The organism is Sphingomonas sp., from assembly GCF_965200135.1.
Taxonomy (GTDB): Bacteria; Pseudomonadota; Alphaproteobacteria; order Sphingomonadales; family Sphingomonadaceae; genus Sphingomonas.
Genome location: NZ_CBDATK010000002.1, coordinates 229,712 through 252,134, shown reverse-complemented (window position 1 = coordinate 252,134; position 22,423 = coordinate 229,712). Strand labels below are relative to the sequence as shown.

Sequence of the window (22,423 nt, the reverse complement as noted above, 5' to 3'; positions counted from 1 at the left end):
GGGTCAGAGGCCGCCGTCGCTGGCGATTTTGCCGAGGGCCGCGTTGATCGTGGACGACTGCGATCTCGACAACTCGTCAAACTTTTCGGCCGTCGCGGCTGCGAAGCCCCACCGCCAAGGCTTGTCGCCCAAGTTGCCGCCGGCCATCTCGATCGCTGGCGCGTCCGCCGCCGCACAGGCCGAGTCAAAGACCACCTTCGTCGGCTGAGTCTGCCCGAACGTCGGTACCGGTCGGTCGTTCCACTTCTGGTTGATTTCCAATGCCCTCCTGAACAGGGGGTCGTCGTAGGCCGACTTTTGGAGGGTCACAAACTGCTCGTGCCGGAGCATGGATAATGTGCCCTGCCGTGCCAAGTCGGGGTCGTTGGTCGCCCGCGCGCGGTCGGCCTGCTCAAACCCGTTCATCACGCCGTCGGGCACTGGCGGCTGTCGTTCCGGTCCGCACCGCTTGAGGCCGTCCATGCCGTTCGCGGCGTAAAAGTTGTAGACGGGCTGCAGCTCCTCGAACACGGCCTTGTTCCCGTCGCCTAGGCGGGCCAAGGTATGGTCCGCAAGAGCCTGATTCTCCGAGAACCGCCGGACGAACCACCCGTCTTCGACGCCCTTGGCGGACTGCATCCCGCACCCCACCTGCTTGGACGCGAACGCCGCGGTGCCGAACCAACCGAGGTGGGGGGCTTTCAGGTAGTCTGCGGCGTAGGTCGCGCTGATAACCCTGTTCCGCTTTATTGGGTCGGTCTCACGGGACACCTTTTCTACGTCCCCGTTCCGCATCCGCCCACCCACTCTTGCAGTCGACCGGCGGCTCGGCTGCGGCGACTAGGGCAGCTGGCGTAGCCGGGCTGCCGGGATGGGCCGCTGGGCCCACGGTGGTGGCGGCGGACGGGATGGCAGGCGAATGACCGGGCTGCCGGGCGGAGGCGTGGGGCGGTCGAGACGAGTTGGAATGCTTGGCCGGCGGAGTGGGCGTTGGCGACGTGGTCACGCACGGCTGGCCGGTGACCGAGTCGTCGGCCCCGGCCGGGGCAGCCGGGGCGGCGTCCTTGGCGTCGACCGGCGCGGCCGGGCTCGACCCCGAGCCGGAGCCGGCGGCCCCGCCGCTGTTGATCAGCACCATCGTCCCCTGGATCGTTACGCCGGCCGGGCCGATGCTGATGAAGCCGCCGGCGGCCTTGATCGTCAGCTCCACGCCGGCCTCGATCGTGACGTTCATCCCGGCCTTGAGGTGGATCTCCTGGCCGGCGTCGACGGCGTGCTTCTCGCCGATTTTCTCCTGTTGGCTGCCGCCCACGGTCAACGACGTGCTGCCATCGACCTTCTCCCGGCGGCTGCCCTTCACGTGCAGGTCGCTGCCTTGGCCGATCGTCTCGGTCCGGTGCTTGTCGACCGACACGTCCAGGTTCCCGCCGCCGCCGGCCGGGCCCTTGCCGACCAGCAGCTGGGCGTTCCCGCCGACGTGCTCGAACTGGTCCCGCTGGACGGTCAGGTGCTGGTCCTGGTGGACGAGCTGCCTGTGGTCGCCGCCCCGTCGGCCGTCCTTCTCCCACCCGATCGACGTGTTGTGGTCGCCGCCGACCGACTCGTTGCTCGTGCCCAGCACCTGCACGTCCAGCGTCGCCTGGCTGCGGAGGAACACCTGTTCCTTGCCGGCCGTGTCGTCGAACCGCAGCTCGCTGAACCCCTTGCCACCGGGCGTGGAGTTGGTCTTGAACCCGCTGACGTTGGGGTCCTTGGCGTGCTTGGGGTCGGGGCCGCCGCCCAGGTACGGGGGCTTGTTGTCGCCGTTGTAGACCGACCCGATCACCAGCGGCTGGTCGGGGTCGCCCTCGAGGAACGAGACGACGACCTCCTGGCCGATCCGCGGCCAAAAGCTCGCCCCCCACCGCTTGCCGGCCACCGGCTGAGCGACGCGGATCCGACACGAACTGTTCTCGTTCTTCTGGTGGACCCGGTCCCAGTAGAACTGGACCGTCACCCGGCCGAACTCGTCGACGTAGATCTCCTGCCCTGCCGGGCCGACGACCAACGCCGTCTGCGGCCCGTGCATGACCGGCTTGGGCGTCACCCGCGGCGGGCGGTACGGCTCGGCGTGGCTGATGGCCTCGAACGTGCACCGGGCGGCGAACCGCTTGGCGTCGGCCCCGCCGCCGCCGACGCCGCCCGGCGACCCGCCCTGGTACTCGTCGCCGTCCACCTCGTGGGTGACGGCCGTGACCAGGTAGTCCTGGTTGCGGTCGTCGCGGGGGTAGTCGATCACTCTCAGGACGGTCCCGCAGGCCACGGCCCGGGAGTCGGTTCGGCCGGCGAAGGTCTCGAACTGGGCCTGCCGCTCGTTGACCCGGACCTGGGCGATCACCTTGCCGACGGCCGTCTCGGTGAACCGGCCGGGGTAGTCGTACACCTCGGCGTCGGCGTGGGCGTTGGTCGGCGGGGCGGGCGGGGTGGCCCGCACCTGCAACGACTTGCGGGGCACCTTGAAGTCGTAGTCGGTCAGCGTGACCTGGCCCGGCTGGACCTGCTGGCCGGCGGTCAACTCGCTCAGGTGGGGTGTGTCGTCGAACGCCTCGGCGTTGCCCCGGAACGCCAGCGACTCGTACCCGGCCGTCGGCTCGTGGGCCGACGGGCCGTCGCACAGGATCAGCGTGTGGTGGTCGTCGGCGTGCGTGAAGTAGTAGTAGATGCCGGCCCCCTCCATGAGGCGGCTGACGAACGCGAAGTCCGTCTCCCGGTACTGGACGCAGTACTCCAGCGGCGGGTAGGTCGCGGTCAGGTGGCCGGCGTCAAAGTCGTGCCCGGCCTTGAACCCGTGGGCGGTGAACACCTGGGTCAGGACCTGCGGGACGGTTTGGCCCTGGAAGATGCGGCAGTCGGCCGAGCGGGTCAGGAACCACATCCAGGGGACGACAGTGGCCGAATAGTGCGGCAGGGCCCCGCCGCGGGACGTCTGGACGAACCGGCTGACGAACCCGGTGAAGTGCCGCGGGTCGGACACGCCGTGCCGGTTCACCCGGACGGCGACCGGCTGGCCGACGATGTCGGCGAACGCGATGGCCGCGTCCTCGCTGAACAGGTCCAGCTCGTACTCGAACAGCTGGCTCAACCGGTCGGTTGCCCGCAGCCTGTGGAACAACAGCTTGTCCTTGCCCAGCGGCGAGGTGACGGCGGCCAGGCGGTGGTCCTGCGTGTAGGTGTACATGGGTGTGTCGACGTGGCGTCGGACCGAAGCCGGAACGGGACCCGAGAGCCGGCCTGGGCTCGGCCCCTCAAGACCACGGCGGGTCAGACGCCGGGGCCGGCGGAAGTTGCCGGCCGAATTTATCAGCCCCATTCGTCAGCCGAACGTGTACGTGAACTGCCCGTCGTCGGCCACGCCGACGTGGACGTTGCGGACCGGGTCGCCGCCGGCCATGGCGGTGAGGAACGCCCGGCTGAGCCGGGCGGCGACCGAGTGGGTCAGGATCGCCTCGACCGCCCGCGCCCCGCTGTCGGCCTCGGTACACCGGCCGGCGATCGTCTCGGCCACGGCGTCGTCGTACGTCACGGCCGCCCGCTGGGCGTCGGCCACCCGCCGGGCCAGCCGGGCCAGTTGCAGGCGGACGATGTCCCGCAGCATGGCGTCCCCGATCGGCAGGTACGGGACGACGTTCAGCCGGCCCAGGAACGCGGCCGAGAACACCCGCCGGAGCGGGCCGCCCTTGGCCATCATCGCCGCCGTAATGCCCGGCACGTCGGCCGGCAGCTCTTTCGACTCGCACAAGTCGACGATCAGGTCCGACCCGGCGTTGCTCGTCAGCAGGAAGATGGTGTTGCGGAAGTCGATCGGCCGGCCCGACCCGTCCTCCATCACGCCCTTGTCGAACACCTGGAAGAACAGTTGGTGGACGGCCGTGTGCGCCTTCTCGATCTCGTCCAGCAGCACGACCGCGTACGGCCGGCGGCGGACCGCCTCGGTCAGCACGCCCCCCTCGCCGTACCCGACGTACCCCCGGCGGCGACCCCTTGAGCGTCGACACGCTGTGCGCCTCGCCGAACTCGCTCATGTTGATCGTGATGATGTTCTGCTCCCCGCCGTACAACGCCTCGGCCAACGCCAGCGCCGTCTCGGTCTTGCCGACGCCGCTGGGGCCGACCAGCATGAACACGCCCAGCGGCCGGGTCGGGCTGGCCAGCCCGGCCTTGGCGTTGGCGACCGTCTCGCCGATCTTCTCCATCGCGTGCCGCTGGCCGACCACCCGCTTGCCCAGCGTGTTCGGCAGCGACAGCACGGCCGCCACGTCGTCACGGAGCATCCGCCCGACGGGGATGCCGGTCCACCCGCCGACAACCTCGGCCACGCTCTGGGGCGTGACGAACGGGCTCAGCAGCGGCCGCTCGCCCTGCGCCGTCGCCAGGTCCGCCCGGAGGGCCGCGAACCGGGCCTGCCCGGCCGGGTCCGGCGTTTCGGCCGCCGTCAGCTGCCGGCCCAGGTCGATGATCTGGCGGACCAGGTCGCCCTCGTGCTCCCACCGCTGTTGCAGCGAGGCCTGCCGTTCGGCCAGGGTCGCCCGCCGGGCGTCCAGCTCCGCAGCGCGGGCGGCATGGTCGATGCCCATCGACCGTTCGCGGCGGACCACGTCGGCCTCGGCCCCGACCGCGTCGATCTCGCGGAAGACCGCCGCCAGCTCCGGCGGCGTCGCATGCAGGCCAACGGCGACCGACGCGCAGGCGGCGTCGAGCACGCCGACGGCCTTGTCCGGCAGTTGTCGGGCGGGGATATACCGCGTCGGCAGCCGGACGGCGGCCGTCAGCGTCTCGTCCAGGATGTGGACGTCGTGGTCCCGCTCCAGCTTGGCCTTGAGGCCGCGGAGCATCTTCACGCACGCCGCCTCGGACGGCTCGTCCACCTTCACGACCTGGAACCGGCGGGTCAGGGCCGGGTCCCGCTCGAAGTACAGCTTGTACTCCGACCAGGTGGTGGCGGCGATTGTCCGCAGCTTGCCGCGGGCCAGGGCCGGCTTGAGCAGGTTGGCCGCGTCGCCCTGACCAGCCTGGCCGCCGGCCCCGATCAGGGTGTGGGCCTCGTCGATGAACAGGATGATCGGCCGGGGCGACGCCTGGACGGCGTCGATCACCTTCCGCAGCCGGGCCTCGAACTCGCCCCGCTGGCCGGCCCCGGCCTGGAGCAGGGTCAGGTCCAGCGTCCGCAGCCGCACGTCCCGCAGCGGCGGCGGGACGTCGCCGGCCACGATCCGCTGGGCGAACCCCTCGACCACGGCCGTTTTGCCGACGCCGGCCTCGCCGGTCAGGATCGGGTTGTTCTGCTTCCGCTTCATCAGGATGCGGATCAGCTCGTCGATCTCGTCGTCCCGGCCCAGGATCGGGTCCATCCCGCCGGCCTCGGCCTCGGCCGTCAGGTCGACCGTGTACCGGTCCAGCGCCTCGGCGTCGGCGACGGCCGTCACGGCGGCGGCCGTTTTGCCGGCCGGGTCCTCGGGCGAGCCGGCGACCATCGGCCCGAACCCGTCGTTCACCTCGTCCGGGGGCAGCTTGGCGAACTCGCGCGACAGATCGGTCAGCAGGTCCCGCAGGCCGGGCGTGGTCAGTAGGGCGACCAGCAGGTGGCCCGTCCGCAGGCGGGTCTGGTCCAGCAGCAGCGTCGCGTGCAGCCAGGCCCGCTGCAACGCCTCGGAGACCGTGGACGGACAGGGCCGGGACCGACGTCATCCGCCGGGGCAGCCCGGTCCATGGCCGCCGTCAGGTCGGTTGACAGGCGGGCGACGTCCACGGCCGGGTACCGGGCCAGGACGCGGTGCCAGTCGGAGTCGGCCCGCAGCAGGATGCAGGCGACCCAGTGGGGCAGCTCGACGAACGGGCTGCCGCGGGCGACGCACAGCTGCATCGCCTCGCCGAGCGTGTCGGTGGCGATCGGGTCCAACCGGTCGATCAGGACGTCCAGGCCAATCTGCGGCATCGGGCACTCCCTCCGGGAGAGGTCAGCGGGGGTCGGGGCGGTTCCGTTCAGGGCATTCAGTTCAGGGCATTCAGTTCAGGTCGGCCGAGACGACCAGGTCGCCGGCGTCGCGGTCGCCCGGCCAGTCGCCGAGCCAGGTCGTGTGGCCGAGTTGTCGGTCGCCGCCCAGCCGGCACGCCGGCACGTTCCGGCCGCGGAGGACCAGGCGGGCGTCCCAGTCCAGGTGGCCGCCGACGTAGGTCAGCACCCACGCCCGCAGTCGGCCCAGGCTCGGGCCGCCGGGCAGGAGCCGCTTGAAGTCGGCCAGGGTCATCGGCCCCAGGACCAGCCGGAACCGCTGCTGGACGTCGAGCACCTGGTCGCCCAGCACGGCGGTGGTGCCCAGGGCCGAGGTGGCGTCGGACCCGCCCAGCTTGCACTGCTCGGCGGCGGGCAGGTCGATCCACTGGCGGACGAACGGCTCGACCGTGACCGGGACGGCGAAGTAGTCTGCCAGGATGGCGGCCAGCCCCTCGGCGTTGCGGGTCGGGCAGGCGAGCCGGCCGGCGTAGTGGAGCTTGGCCTCGTCGGGCACGGCGTCGCGGTCCCACAGGGCCGGCGTGCCCAGGCCGATCAGGCTGCCGAGGAAGACGCGGAACCGGTCGGCGTCGCCGGCGCCGTGGTCCCCCGCTTGGTGCGGGGCCGCCCGACCGCCCCCGCGGCGGGCGGCCGCCGTGGCCGCGTGCTGGTAGTTGACGGTCATCTCGCCGTCGCCCCAGGCCCGGTAGAACAGCGACAGCATGCGGTGGTGGAAGACGTCGAAGAACGCCGGCAACACCGGCCCGCGGGTGCCGCGGGCCTCCCGGTCCAGCCGGTACAGGTGCGGCGGCATCGGGCAGTCGGCCCCCAGCAGCCCCAGGAAGTGGCTCCACAGCGTCGGCGGCTGCCGCGCCGCCCGGCCCGGCCCGGCCCGGGGCGGGGACCAGGCCGCCGAGTTCGGCCGGCCCCGTCGTCGCCCGGCCCGGGGTCGACCGGCCCGATCCCGCCGGGCGTGCCGCGGTCGAACTTGGCCAGGTTGGCCGGGGCGAAGGACATGACCGAGTGATGGCGGAACCGGCACTTGTCGTCCTCCGGTCGGCGGGCGTACCCGACCGAGTCGCCGTCGGGCACGGTTGCCTCGATCAGGCGGACGGCCCGAAAGAAGTCGAACGCCCACGGCTCACGCGACAGCCGGGCGAGCGGGTCCGCCGGCGCCGCCGGGTCGGCGGCCGGATCGGCGTAGGTCAGAAGCTGCTCGCCCGCCCGGTGTTGGCCGACCATCGGATCTCCGTCCGCTTGTGGTTCCACGTCCCGCCGACGACGACGCGGACCATCGAGTTGACCGACACGTACCGGGCGAAGAACTGGTTCAGGACCGACCCGAGCAGGTACGCCCAGCCGTCGGCGAACGCCCGCTCGGCCAGCTCCACCTGGACTTCGACGCCCCGGGCAAAAGCGACCTCCCAGTCGTTCGCCCCGGTCGGCGGGACGCGGCAGGTGAACGGCTTGGACCGGACCGACAGGATCGCATTCACCTCGTCGGCCGCCCGGGGGTCGCCGGCCCGGGCGTACAGCGACAGCAAGTCGCGGAGGCCGGCGGCCCCATCGGTCCCGCCGCCCGTCCCGCCGTTGCCCCGGTCCCCAATCGACAGGTAGTTCAGGGTCAAGTAGTTGACCAGCCGCCAAGCGTACGGGCCGGTGGCGGGGGACGGGCGTGGGGGCGTGACCCCGGACAGGCAGCGGACGTGGCTGACGACGCCGCCCTGTTCCCACCGCAGCTCGACCTCGCCGCCGGACCGGCTCAGGTACAGCGGCAAATCCCGGTTGGTACACCGGGCCGACACCTCCAGCCGGTTCAGGTCGTGCCGGTACGGGGCGTGGGCGGCGTCGACTAGGCTGAGGTACACGTCGGTCCCGCGGTAGTCGGCCTCGGCCGCCCCGGCCCGCCGCCGCTGCGATGGGACGCGGTTGGGGCTGTAGTACCGCCCGCCCACCCCCGCCGACGTCTTTGGCGGCGTAAAACGGGGCGAACGCCTGCCCCCGCGGGGTCTGCACGGCCGCGATACTGAAAATCTCGTAGTCGTCGGTCCGCCCGCGTGTCGAGCTTGACGAGGTGCTCGGCCTCTTGGCGGGACAAATCGACCCACGCGCTGGGCACGTCGAACAGGTTGACCGCCGGCGTGCAGAACAGCCGGGAACGCGTCGGCCGACACCTGCGGCTCCAGGTCGCGGTCGGCCGTGGCCAGGGGAGACGATCAGGTCGGCCTCGGTGCCGCCGCAGTGGCCGAGCAGGTCGCTCAGGCCAGTGAACTCGACGGACAGAAACCGCGGGCGGAAGGCGAAGTACTCCTGGAGCAGCCTGTACCCCTGGAAGGTGCGGGGGTCGTCGGGCAACAGCTGCTGGCCGGCGTCGAACCCGACCGGCCGCAGCGAGGCCGGCCCCCCCGCCGCTCGCCGGCCGCCGCCGCCGCCGACCGAGTCGACGACCACGCCCGTCGCGTCGGCCAACAGCTGCTTGTACAGCCGCAGCTGGAACTGCGACGGCAGGTTCAGGTAGACCGCCAGCCGGTCCAGCGGCAGGGTGTTCAGCGGTTGGTCGTCGGTAGTTCGCAGGCGAAGGACGACGGCCGCCTCGGCCCGAGGACCGTCGCCGGGACCCTCCCCCGTCCGCAGGCCCAGCGGCGTCACCTCGCGGGTGTACCGGGCGTCGGCGACCTCCAGCGGCCAGAGCGGCACGGCGTGGGCCGTGGTGTAGACGCACGGCGTGCGGCTGACGGCCGACGCGGCGACGACCTGGCTGCCCCGGTCGACCGTCGCTTGGCCCGCCCGCAGGGTCGGCTCGGCGGCGGCGACGAACTGGACCATCGTCATCGACGGCGTCGGCGACAGGTGGTTCGGGCAGACGACCTCGAGGATCTGCTGGGTGAACCGCGGGAACTGCGACTCGAACTTCAGGTGGACGCGGGCCGACAGGTACGCGAACCCCTCCAGCAGCCGTTCGACGAACGGGTCGTCGCACCCGTCGGGCTTGACCCGCAGGTGGGCCGCGTCGGGGTTGCCCTGGGCGAACGCATCGCACAGCTTGCGGACGTGGTTCAGCTCCGTCAGGTAATGGTCGGCCAGCCGGTCATCCATCGGCCGTTGCCCCCGCCATCAACGACGCGGCCCCGCCACGAAGATCACCGGGAACTGTGGTGCCGCCCGCCTCGCTCGTGATCTGGCCCGTGCGGACGTCCATCCCCACCGTCATCCGCAGCGGCCGCTTGACTGGGATGGCCCACACCTCGGCCGTGATCCGCAGCTCGACCTGGGTCGGCGTCCGCTCGGGGGTGGGCAGCCCGCCGCTGCCGTCGTCGATGTCGATCCGCAGCGTCGGCCCCTGCACGACCCGCGGCTCGAACCGCCGGATCGCCTCGGCCACGTTGTGCTTGATCTCGGCTGCGGCCGACACGAACTGCCCCCGGGCGACGACCTCAGCCGTGCCGTAGTTCATCACCGACCCCTCCAGCCCCGGCCGTACGCCCGTCGCCGGTGACCGCGTTTGCAGTAGGTACAACAGGTCCCGGCGGACCGACTCCTCCACGGCCGTGGCGTTCACGCCATCGACGGCGTCGGCGTCGAACCCGCCGCCGGCGGACCCGGCCGTCGACCGCAGTAGGCGGTCGAGCAGGTACGGCTGTAATAGCTCTGTCGGGATGGTCCTGTCGCTCATGCGGCCCCCACCGGCGTGGGAACCGCATCGCCCGCCGGCCCGCCGCCGGTCGGCCCGTCCTCGTCGGTGAACTCCAGCGTGCGGACGTCGAGCAGGGCCACCGCCTGCGACCCGACGCGGAGCAGCCGCTGGCCCAGCCCGCGGTAGGCCCCGTCGGGATGCTGTTCCCAGGTCGTCGTCCAGGACATCTGGACTGCCGGGTCGGCCGACGCCTCGGACCCGGCGTACCGCACCGGGATGAACGCCGGCACGGCCGCCGCGTTAGTCAGCGTGAACACCGCCTGGGCCCAGATGGTCGCGTGCAGCGACGTTGGCGGCCGCAGGTCGATCCGCCGGAGGACGGCGAACGGCATCCAGTGGTACTGTCCGCCGACCACCACTTCGAGCATCGGCCCCAGCCGGTCGTCCCGGTCCAGGCAGTAGTCGAACGGCCGGCCGTCCACCCGCCCCGGCGCGAGCGGGGCGGCGGCCTCGGCCTCGGCCCGCAGGGCGGCCGCCCGGGCCGCGTCCCCCTGGACCGAGAGTTGGTGGGCGGCCGCGTACCACCCGGCGTACGGTGCCGGCTCGCCGAACAATTGCGGCAGTTGCCGCCCGGCGAACACCTCGGCCCGCACCCGCTCGGCCGCGACCAGGACACCGACCGCACTGGCCATCGGCGCCCGGGCCGCGTCCAGCCGCCCGGCCGTCCGCGCCGCCAGGGCCGCCTCGTCCCACCGGCCGACCACGGCCATCATCTGCGCGAACGTGAACCGCAGCCCGGCGTCGGCCGGGCGGGCAGTCACCTGCTGTTTGGCGGCCGCAATCGCGTCGGCGACCCGGCCGACAAACAGCATCTGTTCGGGTGTTTGGATGGGCATGGTCGGCCAGTCTCCTCGGACGGCGGCGGGCGTGACGGTCGTCACGGGCCGCGGCGGGTGGCCCGCGTTGCGGTCACGGGGCGGCAACGGCGTTCGTCGACGCGTTCCACTGGGTCGTGATCGGGCCGCCGACGTTGGACCCGTCTAGGCCGATCTGCTGGTACTCCCAGGCAATATGGGAGAACCGGAACTTGACCGTCTCGACCGGCCGCAGGTGCGCCTCGTCATTGGTGTCCCCGTCGGGGCAGATGGAGAACACGACGGCGTTGGTCATCGTGTACTTCATCAGCACCGCCGTGCTGTTGTTGGTCATGGCCACGTGGACCACGACCGTGGCCAGCGGCTTGGCGCTGGCGCAGTTCTGGTGCAGGTACGGCGAGGACTTGTCCAGCCGCTTGGTGATCTTGAACTCGCCGATGTCGGCCCGGCCGTTGATCAGGGCCGTGGTCGCGCTGGTGTTGGCGCCGGCCTTGTGGGTGATCTCCTGGCTGTAGGAGAGCACCTCGATCCAGTCGGGGTGGGCCGAATCCTTAGACTCACCCTTGATATCGTCGACCTGGCAGAAAGCGAGAAAGGACATCTGGGCTCCTCAACCCCCGTCCCCGGGGGCGTCTCTGGTGCGGCGGCCGCGACTCGAACCGATCGGACCCGGCCAGCCACTTGAACTCGACCGGTCAGACGTGCCGGCCCGACGGCGTTGCAGGAAATCTCGGCGGGGAACTCAGGATCTCGCCCGCTCGTCCAGCGACCCGCGCCCCCGCGCCGGCGGTCACTTCCCGCCGACGCGGCAGACCAGGCTCAGATTGACCTTCAGCCCGGCGAACTTGTAGTGGGGAAGGATGTAGAACGTCGTGTCGTACACGCCGGGGCTCCCCTCGACGTCGACGACCGTCGCCTTGGCCGCGGCGAACGGCTTGCGGATCCACGCCTCCTGCGGGTGCTGGTTGGGGTTGTCCAGCACGTAGTTGCTCAGCCAGGCGTTCAGCTCCCGGTCCAACCCCGCGCGGTTGATGGCCCGGCCCAGGTTCTGGCGGCCGATCTGCTTGATGTAGTGGGCGATCCGGCAGACCGACAGCAGGTAGGGCAGCTGGGCGACCAGGGCGGCGTTGGACGTGGCGTAGGCCCCGTCCTTGCCCTCGAACTTGGGCGGCCGCTGGACCGACGCCGCGCCCAGGAACGCCGCCTGGTCGCTCCCCTTCTTGTTCACGATCGGGATCAGCCCGCTCTTGGTGAACTCGTTGTCCAGCACGTCGTCGAACAGCCCCTCGGTCGGGATGCGGATCGCGTTGTCCCCCTCGGCCGTGTCGTACCGGTGCAGCTTCTGGTTCTCCACCAGCCCGCCGGTGGTGATGCCGACGATCGCGTTGGTCTGGCCGTACTGGTTGAACGACTTGGCGATGTTGGCGGCCATGGCGAAGGCGGAGTTGGCCCACACGATCTTGTCCGGGCTGGCCCCGTCGGTCTGCTCGACGAAGGTCGGCATCCCCTCGGCCGGCAGCGTCTTGGGCCCGTACGGCAGGCGGGCAACGAACCGCGGCATGGTCAGGGCTAAGTACGACGCGTTAGGGTCGTCCCGAAGGCTGTCCCACTCGGCGTAGTCGGGCCCGCTCATCGTGACCGCCACCCGCCCGGCCACCTTTTCGACATCGGCCCACGACCGCAGGTTCACTAGCTCGGGGTCGGCCGCAGCGACGAACGGGCAGTGGGCGGCCGCCCCGATGTTCATCATGCCACGCATCACGTTCACGTCGCCCTGCGAGTGGTCGAACTGGTAGTCGCCGACCAGGCACCCGAACGGCTTGCCGCCCCAGGTGGAGAACTCGTTGGTGTAGACCCGCTTGAAGATCGGGTTGTCCGTCCACTGTGCCCCAGTGTAACGGTCGAAGAGCGCGCCCAGCTCCTCCTTCTTGATGTTCATCACCTGTACCTGCATGTCGGTCCGCTGCCCGACCGTGGTCGCCAGGTGTTCCAGGCTCCGCCAGGACCCCTCCAGCTTCAGGAACTTCGGGTGGTGCAGGATCGCGTTCACCTGCGCCTCGACCCGCGTGACGATGCCGGCCCGGATGGCCGCGATCGTCTTCATCGGCTGGCCGGACAGCGCGTCGGCGGCCCCGACCTTGACGATCTGGTCGATCAGCGCCACCAGCGAGTCCTCGACCGCCTGCTGCCGCTTGGCCCCGCCGGCCATGTTCAGGAAGCTCGAGAGCAGCTTGTCGCCCTGGGCGGTCTGGCTCTGCTTGAACTTCGCCAGCAGCGCCGCCCCGGGGCCGAGCGCCGCCGGGGCATCGGCCGTGGTCGTCGTCGCCGTCGCCGTCGCCGTCGGTTGCGGGGCAGGTTGGGGTTGCGTCGCGGGCATCGGTTTCACCTCGGTGCGGGACATGCGGGCCGAACACGGGCGGCGGGCGGGGCGTCGGCCGCCCCGCGCGGGGGTCACGGCTCGCGGAGGGCCAACACTTGCCGCAGGATCTGGCCCAGGGCGTCCTCGGCCCGCATCCCGTTCTGGGATGTGGTCCCCGCCAGGTCGTCCAGCTGCCCCGCGACCTGCATCAGCTCCTTCAGCACCGGCACGTTGGCCACGATCTGCTTAGGCGTCATGTCGGGTAGAGCCGTGAACTTCAGCTTCACGTTCAGCGGGTCGCCGCCGTCGACGAGGTGGTTGGGCAGGTCGCGCAGGTCCAGCTCGGGGGCGATCGCGCCCATCAGCTTGTTCACGTTCCCGCCCACCACCGGGGCGAACGGCCGCTTGTCGGCGTCCGGCCGGTTCGGGTTGTCGCCCGACAGGTCTAGGAACGCGCCGAACACGAACGGCAAGTCGATGATCTGCGTCGCGTCCCCGGTCTGGGGCTGGTACCGGATGTGTACTTTGGGCAGCTGCGTCATCGTATCGGGGGAAGGCAGGGGCATGTCGACTCCTCAACTGGGGACGCGGCCGGCCGGGCCCGGCTCGGCGGCACCTTATCAGGCATCGCCGTTTTTCCAAAATCGACGCGGGCGGCGGACCGACCCGCACCGCGGTCAGGCCGGCGGCGGCGGCGGTGGCTGGCCGTTGCCGGCGGCGGCCTCGACGGCCTTGGCCGCGTCGGCCGAGAGGACCCGCAGCACGCCCAGGCAATCCCGCCGATCCAGCAAGTGGCGGACCCGGGCGGTCAGCAGCCGCAACGGGCTGTCCGGCTCCCGCTCGTCGAAGTAGGCGCACACCCGCTCCATCACCTGCACCAGTTGCCGTCGACTGGTGATCTCGCCGGGGATGGCGGGGACGGCGGGCGTCGGGGTCGTCAGGCTGGTCACGTTACCTCCAGGTGTACCACCGCTCGGCGGGTCCTCCGACGTCGGGTTCGGCACGGCCGGCTTCTTCGGCTTCACATCCGGCGGCGGCAGCAGCTTGTCCAGCACCTGGACGACCGTCGTAAGGTCGGCCACGAAGTCGTCAAGTGCCAGCTGCTCCCGGCCGGCCGTCGGTCGGGCGAACACCGCCGTCAGCCGCGCCAGGTGCCGGCCCGACCGGGCGGCCGCCTTCCGCACCCGCCGCAACCGGTCGACGTTGACCCGGCTCAGCGACTCGCGCACCTCCCGGGCCGCCGCCGCCGCCTCGGTCACGGCGGCCGCGGCCGCCTTCTTGTCCGCCGCGTAGTCCGCCTTCTCCTTCGGTGTCGCATTGTCCAACGGGGGCGACTGGTCCTGAAACTCCTGCTGCTGCCGCGGCGGCGGGGCGTCGGGGTGGATCGACTTCAGTTGCAGGACTGTGGCGATCGGCTGGTCCATCCCGTCGGCCGCCGACCGCCAGAACGCTTGCTTGAACTTGACCGCGTCGAACGCGCCCGGCTCGGGCCACAGCCCCCGCACGACGGCCGCCCGCCGCTCCGCCGGCCGAGCGTCGCCGGCGATCAGGGGCGGGTGGACGTCGGCCCAGAACCGCCGCCCACACAGCCCGCGGATCACCGCCAGTCCCGCCCGCAAGCCCGGCAGCCCGTCCACCTGCACCAGCCCCAGCGTCAGCATCAGGGCCGCGTTCAGGTCCTTGGACCCGCCGGCCCCGTTGCCCGTCTTGCCGTTGCCGGACAGGAACTCGACGCACTCGGTGGTCAGGCCGATCAACTTCTCTTGGTACGCGGGGGCGTCCGGTTGGAGCCGTTGCAGGGCCGTGAGGAAGTTGCCCCGCGTGCCCCACAACGCCGGCCCCGCCGGCGGGCTGGCCACGGCGGGGCTGAGGATGGATTTGAGGTCGAGTTTCATGTCGATCGCGAGGGCGACCGCAGCCGACAATTGCCACGGTCGGCTCTCGAACGGGAGCGGGGCCGCTAAGGTTCAAGTGCGAAACGGGTTCCCGACTTCCCGAGGCGTACCGTCCCGTCACGAACCGGCGAACCGTTCCTCTGACGACCCGTAACACTACCAAATTGCTGTCGTAGGCGTAACTTCGCACATTTCGCAAACGGGAGCAAGTCGGTCGGGTCGGCGGCGGGGCGAGCCACGGGCCGGCCAAAGCGGCGTGCCGAACCCGGGCACGGCTCCGAGGTCGCCGGGGTGTCGGGTTCGCCATCGTGGGACCCGCCGCGGCTGGCGAACGGGTGGGCCAGGTGGTACATCATCGTGATCCATTGTTGTCGACCTTGAGCTTGACTGCGGCGGGGCCGCGGGGTCCGTCCGATGCCATTGCCAGCGATCCTCAACCAGCAGATGAAGGTGGCCGAGGCCGCCTTCCCGGTCCAAACGTGGGTGACCGACGACCCGGCCGCCCAGGGGGCGGTGCCGGTCCGGCAGGTGTTGGTGAAGAAGGTGGCCAACGACGCCGAGGGGGCGGTGGAGGTGGGCACGCGGCTGCAGGACGGGGGGGAGGCGGCCCGGCGGGTGGCACCCCACCCGTGCGTGGCGGGCGTGGTGGACGTGGGGATCGACGCGGTGCGGGGCCACTATGTGGTCAGCGAGTTCGTGCCGGGACGGGCGGACACGCCGTCGGTGGCCGAGCTGCCGCGGGCGCAGACGTTGGCCCGGGCGCTGCGGATCACGCACCGGGTGGCCGAGGCGTTGGTGGCCGCCGCCGGGGCCGCCGGGAGACCGGTGTGCCACGGATGCATCCGGCCGTCGAAGATCATGCTGACGTCCCACCCGTGGGCCCCGGCCGACGCCAGCTTCGACCTGGTCAAGCTCCGCGACCTGGGGCTGGGCATGCTGCGGTTCCGCCAAGGGGAGGCGGCCTGGACGATGGCGACGGCCCTGTTCATCGCGCCCGAGTTGATCGAGCTAACGCAACAGCCGGACGTCCGGTCGGACATCTACAGCCTGGGGACCGTGCTGTACCTGCTGATCACCGGCCGGACGCCGTTCTCGGGCGAGTCGGTCGACGTCGTCCACTTCGTCAAGAACATGAACCACCGCGGGGTGAAGACCCTGTTGGAGGTGCGAAAGGAGATCGACACGGAGCACAGCAAGTCGCTCCAGCCGCTGGTCGACCGGATGATGGCACCCCGGCCGGCCGACCGGTACCAGACGGCGGCCGACTTGTTGGCGGACCTGAAGCTCGTCATGGCCGGAATGGCGGTCTCCCTCGACCCGCCTAAGCCGTCGGACCCGGATCCGGGTCCGACGGTTAAGCCAAAGGCGACACCGTCGGTGTGGCGGGAGGGGCCGCTGGTGGTGATGCGTCGGAACGCCCGGCTGCCCCGGCAGTGCTTGAAGTGCAACCAGCCGGCCGAAGGGGCACCGGTGCGGCAGGCGGTGTTTACCCACCCGCCGGCCCTGTACGCGCTGCTGCTGTTCCCGGTGGCCGCGGTCTACATGGCCGTCGCGGCCCTGGTCCAGACGTCGGCGGTGGTGGACGTGTACCTGTGCGCGTCCCACCGCACCAGCCGGGCGTTGATGGTGGTCGTGGCCGTCGCCCTGATCGGGGCCGGGGCCGGCGTGGCCGTGCTGGGCTACCTGACCGACCTACCGCTGCTGTACGCCGTGGCGGCGGTCGTGTGCCTGTCGGGGCCGGCCGTCGGGCTGGCTAACTGCGGGCTGCTGTCGGCCCGGCGGATCGACGCCAAGCACCTGTGGCTGAGCGGGGCCGGCGACCGGTTCCTCGACCACCTGCCGGACGGCGACGCGGTCGACGCCACCGGCGACGCCGCCGCCGGCAGCCGAACGGGCGAGCGGGTGCTGAACTGACCGCCTGCGGGCCGGCCTGAAACATCTGTTATGAACACGCCAACGATCGGGTTCGAGAACCATTCCGCCGTCCTGTTTTCCGCCGCCCCGCTGGCATGATGGGCCGCTTGCGCCATCGTGGTCGCTCGCCGCATCCCGGGATGGCGCAAGCGACTCCGTTGACGGGCGCGCAAATGGGACAGCGTCCACCGGCCCGGGTGTGACACACTTCGAGGAGCCGGCCTATGCGTAACCTGTTCCTCCTGCTGTTGGCGATCGTGCAGGTGGCCGTGATCGGCACCGTCGCCTGGGTGCTGCTCCGACAGCCGGCGGCCAATGATCCGCCGGCGGCCGTCCCGACGGTCGCGCCAGTGGTGCCCGACCGGCCGACCGGTTTGTCGCCGTGACGGACCGGGGTCGCCCGCCCCTGCCGCCGGGCGACTCCGCGCGGGACGGGTGAACCGCGAACCACCACCTCCGCGTCACGTGCTCGCTCCGCCGGACGCCGCCGACGGCCCGGCGTCCACATCGGCATCGATCGGCACCCGGCCGCAATGACGGTTTGACGCCGCCGCCCGAGGTGGTAACTTGCTACAGTGCTGGGAGCTTTGATGTCATACGCGGTACGGCACACGGCGATCGGTCGGTGGTTGGCGGTCCTGGCGGTGGGGATCGCCGGGTGCGGATCGGTCGAGACGGCCGCGCCGGTTGCGTCGGCGGGGCCGGCAGATGCGGTCTCGACGCCGGTCGAAAAGCAGGTGCACGTCGCGGGCGACGCCACGGTCGCCGCCGTGGGATCGGCACCCGTTGACGTCCCCCGGTCCAGCCGGCCGACGCTGCCGACCAATTACGCGCTGGTCGTCGGGATCAACGCATACACCGCGTTCAACCGGCTAAACTACTGCTGCGACGACGCGGTGGCCGTGGCGGCCCAACTGGTCGACCACGGCGGGTACACGGCCGACCACGTCGCCCTCCGCGTCGACGTCAACCCGCGGTCGTACGCCGACTTCCCGACCCGTGACAACTTGTTGACGGACCTGGCCCGGTTCGCCGCGCTCCCGCTGGCCGGGGACACGCTGTTGTTCTACTACTCGGGCCACGGCAGCTTCGTCGACGGCAAGAGCTACCTGGTGCCGGTCGACGCCCGGTCGGCTGACCCCGGGCAGATGGTCGCGCTGTCGGACGTCCGGGACATTCTCGGCCGGTCGCGGGCCAAGTGGAAGGTGCTGGTGATCGACGCCTGCCACAGCGGTGGCGAGAAGGACGGCCGGCCCGAGCCGATGCAGCCGGGGTTCGCCCGTGAGCTGACCGACGGGGCGGCGGCGGGCGAGGGGTTCCTCACCCTGGCCAGCTGCACGCGGGACGAGACGTCGATGGAGGACCCGGAACACCACCGAGGGCTGTTCACCTATTGGATGCTCCGCGGCCTCGGCGGCGAGGCGGCCGGGCCGGATGGGCTTGTCCCGCTTATGGGCCTGTTCAACTACCTGTCCCGGGCCGTCCCGGCCGACGCCATCCGGCGGTTCCACCGGTCGCAGACGCCTACCCTGTCCGGCATCGTCAGCGGCAATCTGATCCTGGCCGCCGTCCCGCCACCGGCGACACCGGTGCCCTCGGCGTTGAGCGTCGGCCCGGTCCCGCAGCTGCTGGCCGGTGCGCAGAGCCGACAGGCGACCGTCGGGACCGTCACCGGCCCGCCCCGGATCACCGTCGACTACGACCTAGCCAAACGGTATCAGCTCCGGTTCATCGCCGATGGCGACGACCACGCATTCCGGGTCGAACCACGGCCCGGTCGCGGGCAGTTCACGCTCGACGGCCCGTTGGTCGACGGCCTGCGGCGGGGGACGGCGGTCGCCATCGAGGTCCACGCCTGGCTGCCGGTCAGCCGGACGTTTACCGAGGAGCCGGTCGTCACCGGCCACGTCCTTGGCGACGGCACGCCGTGGCCGGCCGGCCAACCGCTCCGCATCGCGCAATCGGGCGTGACCACCCTAGGCACGGAGCCGGACGGGACGGCCATCACGGACGACGGCCGTTGGACGTTCGGCCCCGGGCGGTGACGTCCGAACCACAGGGGATCGCACGACGCATGTCACACACCGCTCCCACATCTCGCCCTGTCGGACACCGTCCCGCGGTGGCTGTCCTCGCCGCGACCCTCTCGCTGGCGGTCTGCGGCTGCGGGAGCGACGCCGACCCGTACCGGGTGCCGACGAACTTGTCGCCCGAACAGCAGCTCGACCTGACCGTCGGCCTGCGCCGCCAAGCCGAGCGGGAGGCGTTGACCGTTCTGGGCCGCAGCACCAACTGGCGGGCGCTGCGGCCGATCGATGACGACACGTTCGCCGGCCAGTTCCACGCCTACCACTTGGACAAAATCGTCGACGAGGTCGTCGAGAACGTGCAGGTCAATGGCCATCCGGCGGTGAACCACATCAAGGTGTTCAGCTTTGCCTGGGTCGACGCGCGGGTCGCCTGGTCCGACTTGTCGGCCACCCGGACGGGTTTCCGCGGCCGGACGCACGTGCCGGTGTTCGAGGCCGAGGACGGCATCCGCCCGGTGTTCGGGAGTCTGGTGTTCGTCCCGTGGGCGGACCCGGCGTCTGACGAGCCGAGCGGGTTCGTCGCCGCGTTCGAGGACGAGAAGGACCGCGACCACTTCCAGCGGATCCTCGGCACCATTGACGGGCTGGCCGCCAAGGCGTCGGCCCTCAAGCAGCAGTTGCACCCCGGGCCCTGACCGACCGACGGCGGTCCGGCCGTCCGCACGGGCCACGCGCTACCGGTCGACCAGGGTCAGGTTCCAGATGTCCGGGTCGCCGCTGCTGGTGGCGACGGTCGGCCGCTCGCTGACGCCCAGCACCCGCTGGGTCAGGTCGGGCATCCGCTCGTTCATGAACGCCCGCAGGTCGCCCACCGTGACGGCCCCGCCAGCCCGGCCAGTGGCGAACCCGGCGGCCTGCCCGTTCAGCCCCTGGAGAAGGCACTGGGTGAACGCCCCGTGCGACCAGGCCGAGTGTTCGACGGCCAGCCGGTCGCTGTCGGCCCCGACCAGGTACACCCACCCCTTGGGTACCGTTCGCCGCTCCCTCGCGTCGTCCACGTACGGGGCGATGCCCACCTGCCTGGTCGCGCCCCGGGTGACGATCTTGCCGGCGTGGCACGAGTCGGCCAGCACGACGACGTTCCGGGCATGCACCTCCTCCAGCGATTGTCGGACGCGGTCCATGCGGAACCCCGTGGCCGGGCTGGTGATCGGGTCCGTGTCGTAACAGGCGAAGTAGACCCGCTCCGGGTTGCCCGGGTCCGGGTACCCGTGGCCGGACCAGAACAGCACGACCGTGTCGTCCGGCCCGGCCTTGGTCAGCCACTGGTCCAACGCCAACTCGACGTTGCCCTTGGTGGCCTGCTCGTTGACCAGCAAGTCGACATGGTCCGGGCTCCACCCGTGCGCCACCAGGGCCGACTTGACGTCCAGCGCGTCGGCGTCGGCGTACGCCAGGTCGGCGAACCCGGCCGCCGGGTTGGCGCGGGCGTATTTGGAGATGCCGACCACGACCGCCCACCGGCGGGCGGACGTCCGGTCCGTGACTGACGCCGCGTCCGGTGCCGGGCCGTCCGGCGACACGGCCGGTACCGGCGGCCGCACCTCAACACCGGTCGGCGGAGCCGTGGCCGGAGACTGAGCATGCACCGCTAACTCGTGTGCGGCCTTCATCGCGGCGACCACCTCGGCGTTCGAGAACGCTTGGTCGACGACATCGGACAACGCCGCAGACAACCCGCTAGCAGTTGCGGTCGGAACCTCAGCCACTTTGCAACCGTTCCGGCTGTCGACCCCTTTGACCTCTTTCCACCTGACGTAGTGCCCGTCGCCGAGGAACACGATCGGCGCGGCGGAAACCCGTGCACAAACAGTGTACGGGTGGCTTTGGTCATCGTTGTCGGAGTTCGACTTTCGCACTTATGCCGCCTGCTTGACCACGTGCAGCAGCGTGCGGACGACCTTTCTGCTACCGGTCCCGTGCAGGCCCAGCGTCAAAACCCCTGCGCGGACGCTCTGGCAGCGGAGCGTGGCCAGCATGTCGGCGAACGACGGCTGGGCCTTGCCGGCGTACCACGGCCGGGCCGGCGGGGCGTAGTGCCGGTGGCCGCCGGCGGCGAACCAGAGGACGACCAGCGAGTACAGCAGCATGGCCACCGGGGCCGTCCGGGCGACGGACGGGCGGGTCCACCCCTGCGGCTGCTCGAACCCCAGCTGGCCCTTGGCGTCGTGGTTCGCCACCTCGATCGACCACCGGGCGGCGTACCGGGTCAGGACCTGCCCGGCCGTGTCGGCCACGCGCGTGGAGTAGAACGCCTGGGGCTTGCGGCCGCCCGTAAGGGGTTCGACCGCGACCACCTTGAGCGGCCGGCCCGGCGCGGCGTAGGCCCGGCCGACGGCCTCGGCCACCCGGCTGCGGTCGCGGCGGCCGTACACGTCCAGCGTCAGGCGGCGGCACCGCCCGGCCAGCATGGCCGTCGGCGTGGGCAGCCGGTCGCCCCGCACTCGCGGGCGGCCGGGCCGACCGGCGACCCGGGCCGGCGGGGCCGCGTGGAGCCTGGCGTCCATGGCCAGCCGGCTGGTCAGGTCGCAGTTGGCTGGCAGGCGGGTCAGCACGCCCTTGCCGCCGTAGGCCGTGTCGCCGACCGCGTGGAACCGGCGGCCGGCGAACCGGCCGCCGCACGCCGCCGCCAGCATCTCCACGGCCAGCTCCGGCTTGGTCCGGTAGGCCAGCCGCTTGGCCGTGGCCACCCCCTTGGGCACGTACAGGCGGAACAGGACCGGCAGGCAGAACCACCGGCCGCCGCAGCACGGCGGGCGGACCACCACGCCCAGCACGACCCAGCAGTGGCCCCAGCTGGTGACCGTCGTCCCGCGGGAGGAGATCAGCGGGTCGTGGTGCATGCCGACGCCGAACACGTGCTTGCCCCGCTTGCGGGCCAGCGTGTCGTCCACGGCCAGCATCGCGGGGCCGTCCCCGGCCAGCGCCAGGGCCAGGCCGAGCACGGCCAGCCCCAGCTCGTCCAGCGACCACCGGGCGGCGGCGAACACCCGGTGGTACGCCGAGTGGTGCTTGGCCCCGGCCGCCGTCGCGTCGGCGGCCAGGATCATGCCGGTGACGGTCCGGCGGCGGGCGAACACCCACCCGGTCAGGATCGTGAGGAACGAGTCGAACGTCGGGGCCGTCATGGCCGCCGACAGCGGTTGCAACAGGTCGAGGAACGACGGTACAAGGGCCACGGGAGCCTCCTTGTTCGATGCCACGGTCTCGCAACCCGGCATTGTCAGGAGGCTCTCTTTGCATCGGAACGGCCGATCCATGAACCGGTCCGAAAAGTGCGAAAGTCGAACGGAGATGGAAGCGGAAAACTCCGTGATTTCAAACTCCAGGCGGATGGGCGACGAATCCGACGTTTGCCACCCCGTCAGGTGAGCGGCCGCCAGGGCCGCATCGATCACCGACTTTACCGGGGCGACCTCGGTGGCGAACCGCCCGGGGTACGAACCGGCGTACGTGAACACGGACCGGTTGGACCGTGAGTCACGGGCCGAAATTGCGATGGCCGGTCCCGACGCGTCGACGGATCCGAGGCGATCGGTCGAGGAGTAGTTCACCGACACTGGCGTGGGGGACGGATCGCATCCCAACGAAGAGGCCAACGCAGCCACAATCAGGCCGCGGAAGAAGCACGCCGGTAGGTCGCTACGAG

Annotated in this window: 18 protein-coding genes and 4 pseudogenes; 4 read left to right on the top strand and 18 right to left on the bottom strand. The window is 71.3% G+C overall.

Annotation, left to right across the window (positions count from 1 at the left end; translation table 11 throughout):
• Positions 1 to 3: 3 nt before the first annotated feature.
• The 16 genes and pseudogenes from ACOFKS_RS01735 to ACOFKS_RS01660 all read right to left on the bottom strand — a co-directional run bounded on the left by ACOFKS_RS01735 (position 4) and on the right by ACOFKS_RS01660 (position 14,770).
• The gene (locus tag ACOFKS_RS01735; protein ID WP_419807511.1) at positions 4 to 774 is read right to left on the bottom strand and encodes a DUF2515 family protein; all 771 of its coding nucleotides are present in this window, start codon (positions 772 to 774) and stop codon (positions 4 to 6) included.
• A complete protein-coding gene (locus ACOFKS_RS01730; RefSeq protein WP_419807510.1) occupies positions 740 to 3,196 on the bottom strand; it encodes a type VI secretion system Vgr family protein in 2,457 nt (818 codons plus the stop codon). Before ACOFKS_RS01730 ends, ACOFKS_RS01735 begins: the two co-directional genes overlap by 35 nt.
• Before the next feature lie 135 nt (positions 3,197 to 3,331).
• The gene (locus ACOFKS_RS01725; RefSeq protein ID WP_419807538.1) at positions 3,332 to 3,613 is read right to left on the bottom strand and encodes a hypothetical protein; all 282 of its coding nucleotides are present in this window, start codon (positions 3,611 to 3,613) and stop codon (positions 3,332 to 3,334) included.
• Positions 3,614 to 3,652: 39 nt separating this feature from the next.
• Positions 3,653 to 3,997: pseudogene (locus tag ACOFKS_RS01720) on the bottom strand (AAA family ATPase); the annotation flags it as partial.
• Positions 3,998 to 4,070: 73 nt separating this feature from the next.
• Positions 4,071 to 5,312: pseudogene (locus ACOFKS_RS01715) on the bottom strand (AAA family ATPase); the annotation flags it as partial.
• 266 nt (positions 5,313 to 5,578) lie between these two features.
• Entirely contained in the window at positions 5,579 to 5,950 is a 372-nt protein-coding gene (locus ACOFKS_RS01710) for a hypothetical protein (protein ID WP_419807509.1), read from the bottom strand.
• Positions 5,951 to 6,020: 70 nt separating this feature from the next.
• Positions 6,021 to 7,049, bottom strand: a complete 1,029-nt coding sequence (gene tssG, locus ACOFKS_RS01705; RefSeq protein ID WP_419807508.1) for a type VI secretion system baseplate subunit TssG — start codon at positions 7,047 to 7,049, stop codon at positions 6,021 to 6,023.
• Positions 7,004 to 7,249, bottom strand: a pseudogene (locus tag ACOFKS_RS01700) (type VI secretion system baseplate subunit TssG); the annotation flags it as partial. The gene tssG and the pseudogene ACOFKS_RS01700, both read right to left, overlap by 46 nt.
• Entirely contained in the window at positions 7,213 to 7,962 is a 750-nt protein-coding gene (locus tag ACOFKS_RS01695) for a type VI secretion system baseplate subunit TssF (RefSeq protein ID WP_419807507.1), read from the bottom strand. The gene ACOFKS_RS01695 and the pseudogene ACOFKS_RS01700, both read right to left, overlap by 37 nt.
• Positions 7,963 to 8,278: 316 nt before the next feature.
• Positions 8,279 to 9,103, bottom strand: a pseudogene (locus ACOFKS_RS01690) (type VI secretion system baseplate subunit TssF); the annotation flags it as partial.
• Positions 9,096 to 9,680, bottom strand: a complete 585-nt coding sequence (locus ACOFKS_RS01685; RefSeq protein WP_419807506.1) for a type VI secretion system baseplate subunit TssE — start codon at positions 9,678 to 9,680, stop codon at positions 9,096 to 9,098. The pseudogene ACOFKS_RS01690 and the gene ACOFKS_RS01685, both read right to left, overlap by 8 nt.
• Complete coding sequence (locus ACOFKS_RS01680; RefSeq protein ID WP_419807505.1) at positions 9,677 to 10,582, bottom strand: type VI secretion system accessory protein TagJ; 906 nt, start codon at positions 10,580 to 10,582, stop codon at positions 9,677 to 9,679. The genes ACOFKS_RS01685 and ACOFKS_RS01680 overlap by 4 nt, the downstream gene beginning before the upstream one ends.
• Before the next feature lie 28 nt (positions 10,583 to 10,610).
• Complete coding sequence (locus tag ACOFKS_RS01675) at positions 10,611 to 11,117, bottom strand: Hcp family type VI secretion system effector (RefSeq protein WP_419807504.1); 507 nt, start codon at positions 11,115 to 11,117, stop codon at positions 10,611 to 10,613.
• A 189-nt stretch (positions 11,118 to 11,306) separates the two neighbouring features.
• Positions 11,307 to 12,971: a type VI secretion system contractile sheath large subunit gene (tssC, locus tag ACOFKS_RS01670; RefSeq protein ID WP_419807503.1), complete on the bottom strand. Its 1,665-nt coding sequence runs from the start codon at positions 12,969 to 12,971 to the stop codon at positions 11,307 to 11,309.
• A complete protein-coding gene (locus ACOFKS_RS01665) occupies positions 12,968 to 13,441 on the bottom strand; it encodes a type VI secretion system contractile sheath small subunit (protein WP_419807502.1) in 474 nt (157 codons plus the stop codon). Before ACOFKS_RS01665 ends, tssC begins: the two co-directional genes overlap by 4 nt.
• Positions 13,442 to 13,552: 111 nt before the next feature.
• Positions 13,553 to 14,770 carry an ImpA family type VI secretion system protein gene (locus tag ACOFKS_RS01660; RefSeq protein WP_419807501.1) on the bottom strand — a complete coding sequence of 406 codons (1,218 nt, stop codon included), beginning with the start codon at positions 14,768 to 14,770 and terminating at the stop codon, positions 13,553 to 13,555.
• 444 nt (positions 14,771 to 15,214) lie between these two features.
• Between ACOFKS_RS01660 and ACOFKS_RS01655 the strand changes: the two genes are divergently transcribed.
• From ACOFKS_RS01655 to ACOFKS_RS01640, 4 genes are all read left to right on the top strand, one after another.
• Positions 15,215 to 16,684, top strand: coding sequence for a protein kinase domain-containing protein (locus ACOFKS_RS01655; RefSeq protein WP_419807500.1), 1,470 nt, complete (start codon positions 15,215 to 15,217; stop codon positions 16,682 to 16,684).
• 224 nt (positions 16,685 to 16,908) lie between these two features.
• Positions 16,909 to 17,070 (top strand): hypothetical protein, encoded by a 162-nt coding sequence (locus ACOFKS_RS01650; protein ID WP_419807499.1) that lies wholly within the window; start codon positions 16,909 to 16,911, stop codon positions 17,068 to 17,070.
• A gap of 243 nt (positions 17,071 to 17,313) precedes the next feature.
• Positions 17,314 to 18,729 (top strand): caspase family protein, encoded by a 1,416-nt coding sequence (locus ACOFKS_RS01645; protein WP_419807498.1) that lies wholly within the window; start codon positions 17,314 to 17,316, stop codon positions 18,727 to 18,729.
• Positions 18,730 to 18,806: 77 nt separating this feature from the next.
• Positions 18,807 to 19,409, top strand: a complete 603-nt coding sequence (locus ACOFKS_RS01640; RefSeq protein ID WP_419807497.1) for a hypothetical protein — start codon at positions 18,807 to 18,809, stop codon at positions 19,407 to 19,409.
• A gap of 39 nt (positions 19,410 to 19,448) precedes the next feature.
• On the opposite strand, the gene ACOFKS_RS01635 is transcribed toward ACOFKS_RS01640, so the two are convergent.
• Both ACOFKS_RS01635 and ACOFKS_RS01630 read right to left on the bottom strand, forming a co-directional pair.
• Positions 19,449 to 20,633 carry a caspase family protein gene (locus ACOFKS_RS01635; RefSeq protein WP_419807496.1) on the bottom strand — a complete coding sequence of 395 codons (1,185 nt, stop codon included), beginning with the start codon at positions 20,631 to 20,633 and terminating at the stop codon, positions 19,449 to 19,451.
• Positions 20,634 to 22,235, bottom strand: a complete 1,602-nt coding sequence (locus ACOFKS_RS01630) for a transposase (RefSeq protein WP_419807495.1) — start codon at positions 22,233 to 22,235, stop codon at positions 20,634 to 20,636.
• Positions 22,236 to 22,423: the final 188 nt, after the last annotated feature.

Coding starts and splice junctions, on each gene's coding strand:
- ACOFKS_RS01735 (WP_419807511.1), bottom strand. CDS start 774: ATGCGGAACGGGGACGTAGAAAAGGTGTCCCGTGAGACCGACCCAATA.
- ACOFKS_RS01730 (WP_419807510.1), bottom strand. CDS start 3,196: ATGTACACCTACACGCAGGACCACCGCCTGGCCGCCGTCACCTCGCCG.
- ACOFKS_RS01725 (WP_419807538.1), bottom strand. CDS start 3,613: ATGCTGCGGGACATCGTCCGCCTGCAACTGGCCCGGCTGGCCCGGCGG.
- ACOFKS_RS01710 (WP_419807509.1), bottom strand. CDS start 5,950: ATGCCGCAGATTGGCCTGGACGTCCTGATCGACCGGTTGGACCCGATC.
- ACOFKS_RS01685 (WP_419807506.1), bottom strand. CDS start 9,680: ATGAGCGACAGGACCATCCCGACAGAGCTATTACAGCCGTACCTGCTC.
- ACOFKS_RS01675 (WP_419807504.1), bottom strand. CDS start 11,117: ATGTCCTTTCTCGCTTTCTGCCAGGTCGACGATATCAAGGGTGAGTCT.
- ACOFKS_RS01665 (WP_419807502.1), bottom strand. CDS start 13,441: ATGCCCCTGCCTTCCCCCGATACGATGACGCAGCTGCCCAAAGTACAC.
- ACOFKS_RS01660 (WP_419807501.1), bottom strand. CDS start 14,770: ATGAAACTCGACCTCAAATCCATCCTCAGCCCCGCCGTGGCCAGCCCG.
- ACOFKS_RS01655 (WP_419807500.1), top strand. CDS start 15,215: ATGAAGGTGGCCGAGGCCGCCTTCCCGGTCCAAACGTGGGTGACCGAC.
- ACOFKS_RS01650 (WP_419807499.1), top strand. CDS start 16,909: ATGCGTAACCTGTTCCTCCTGCTGTTGGCGATCGTGCAGGTGGCCGTG.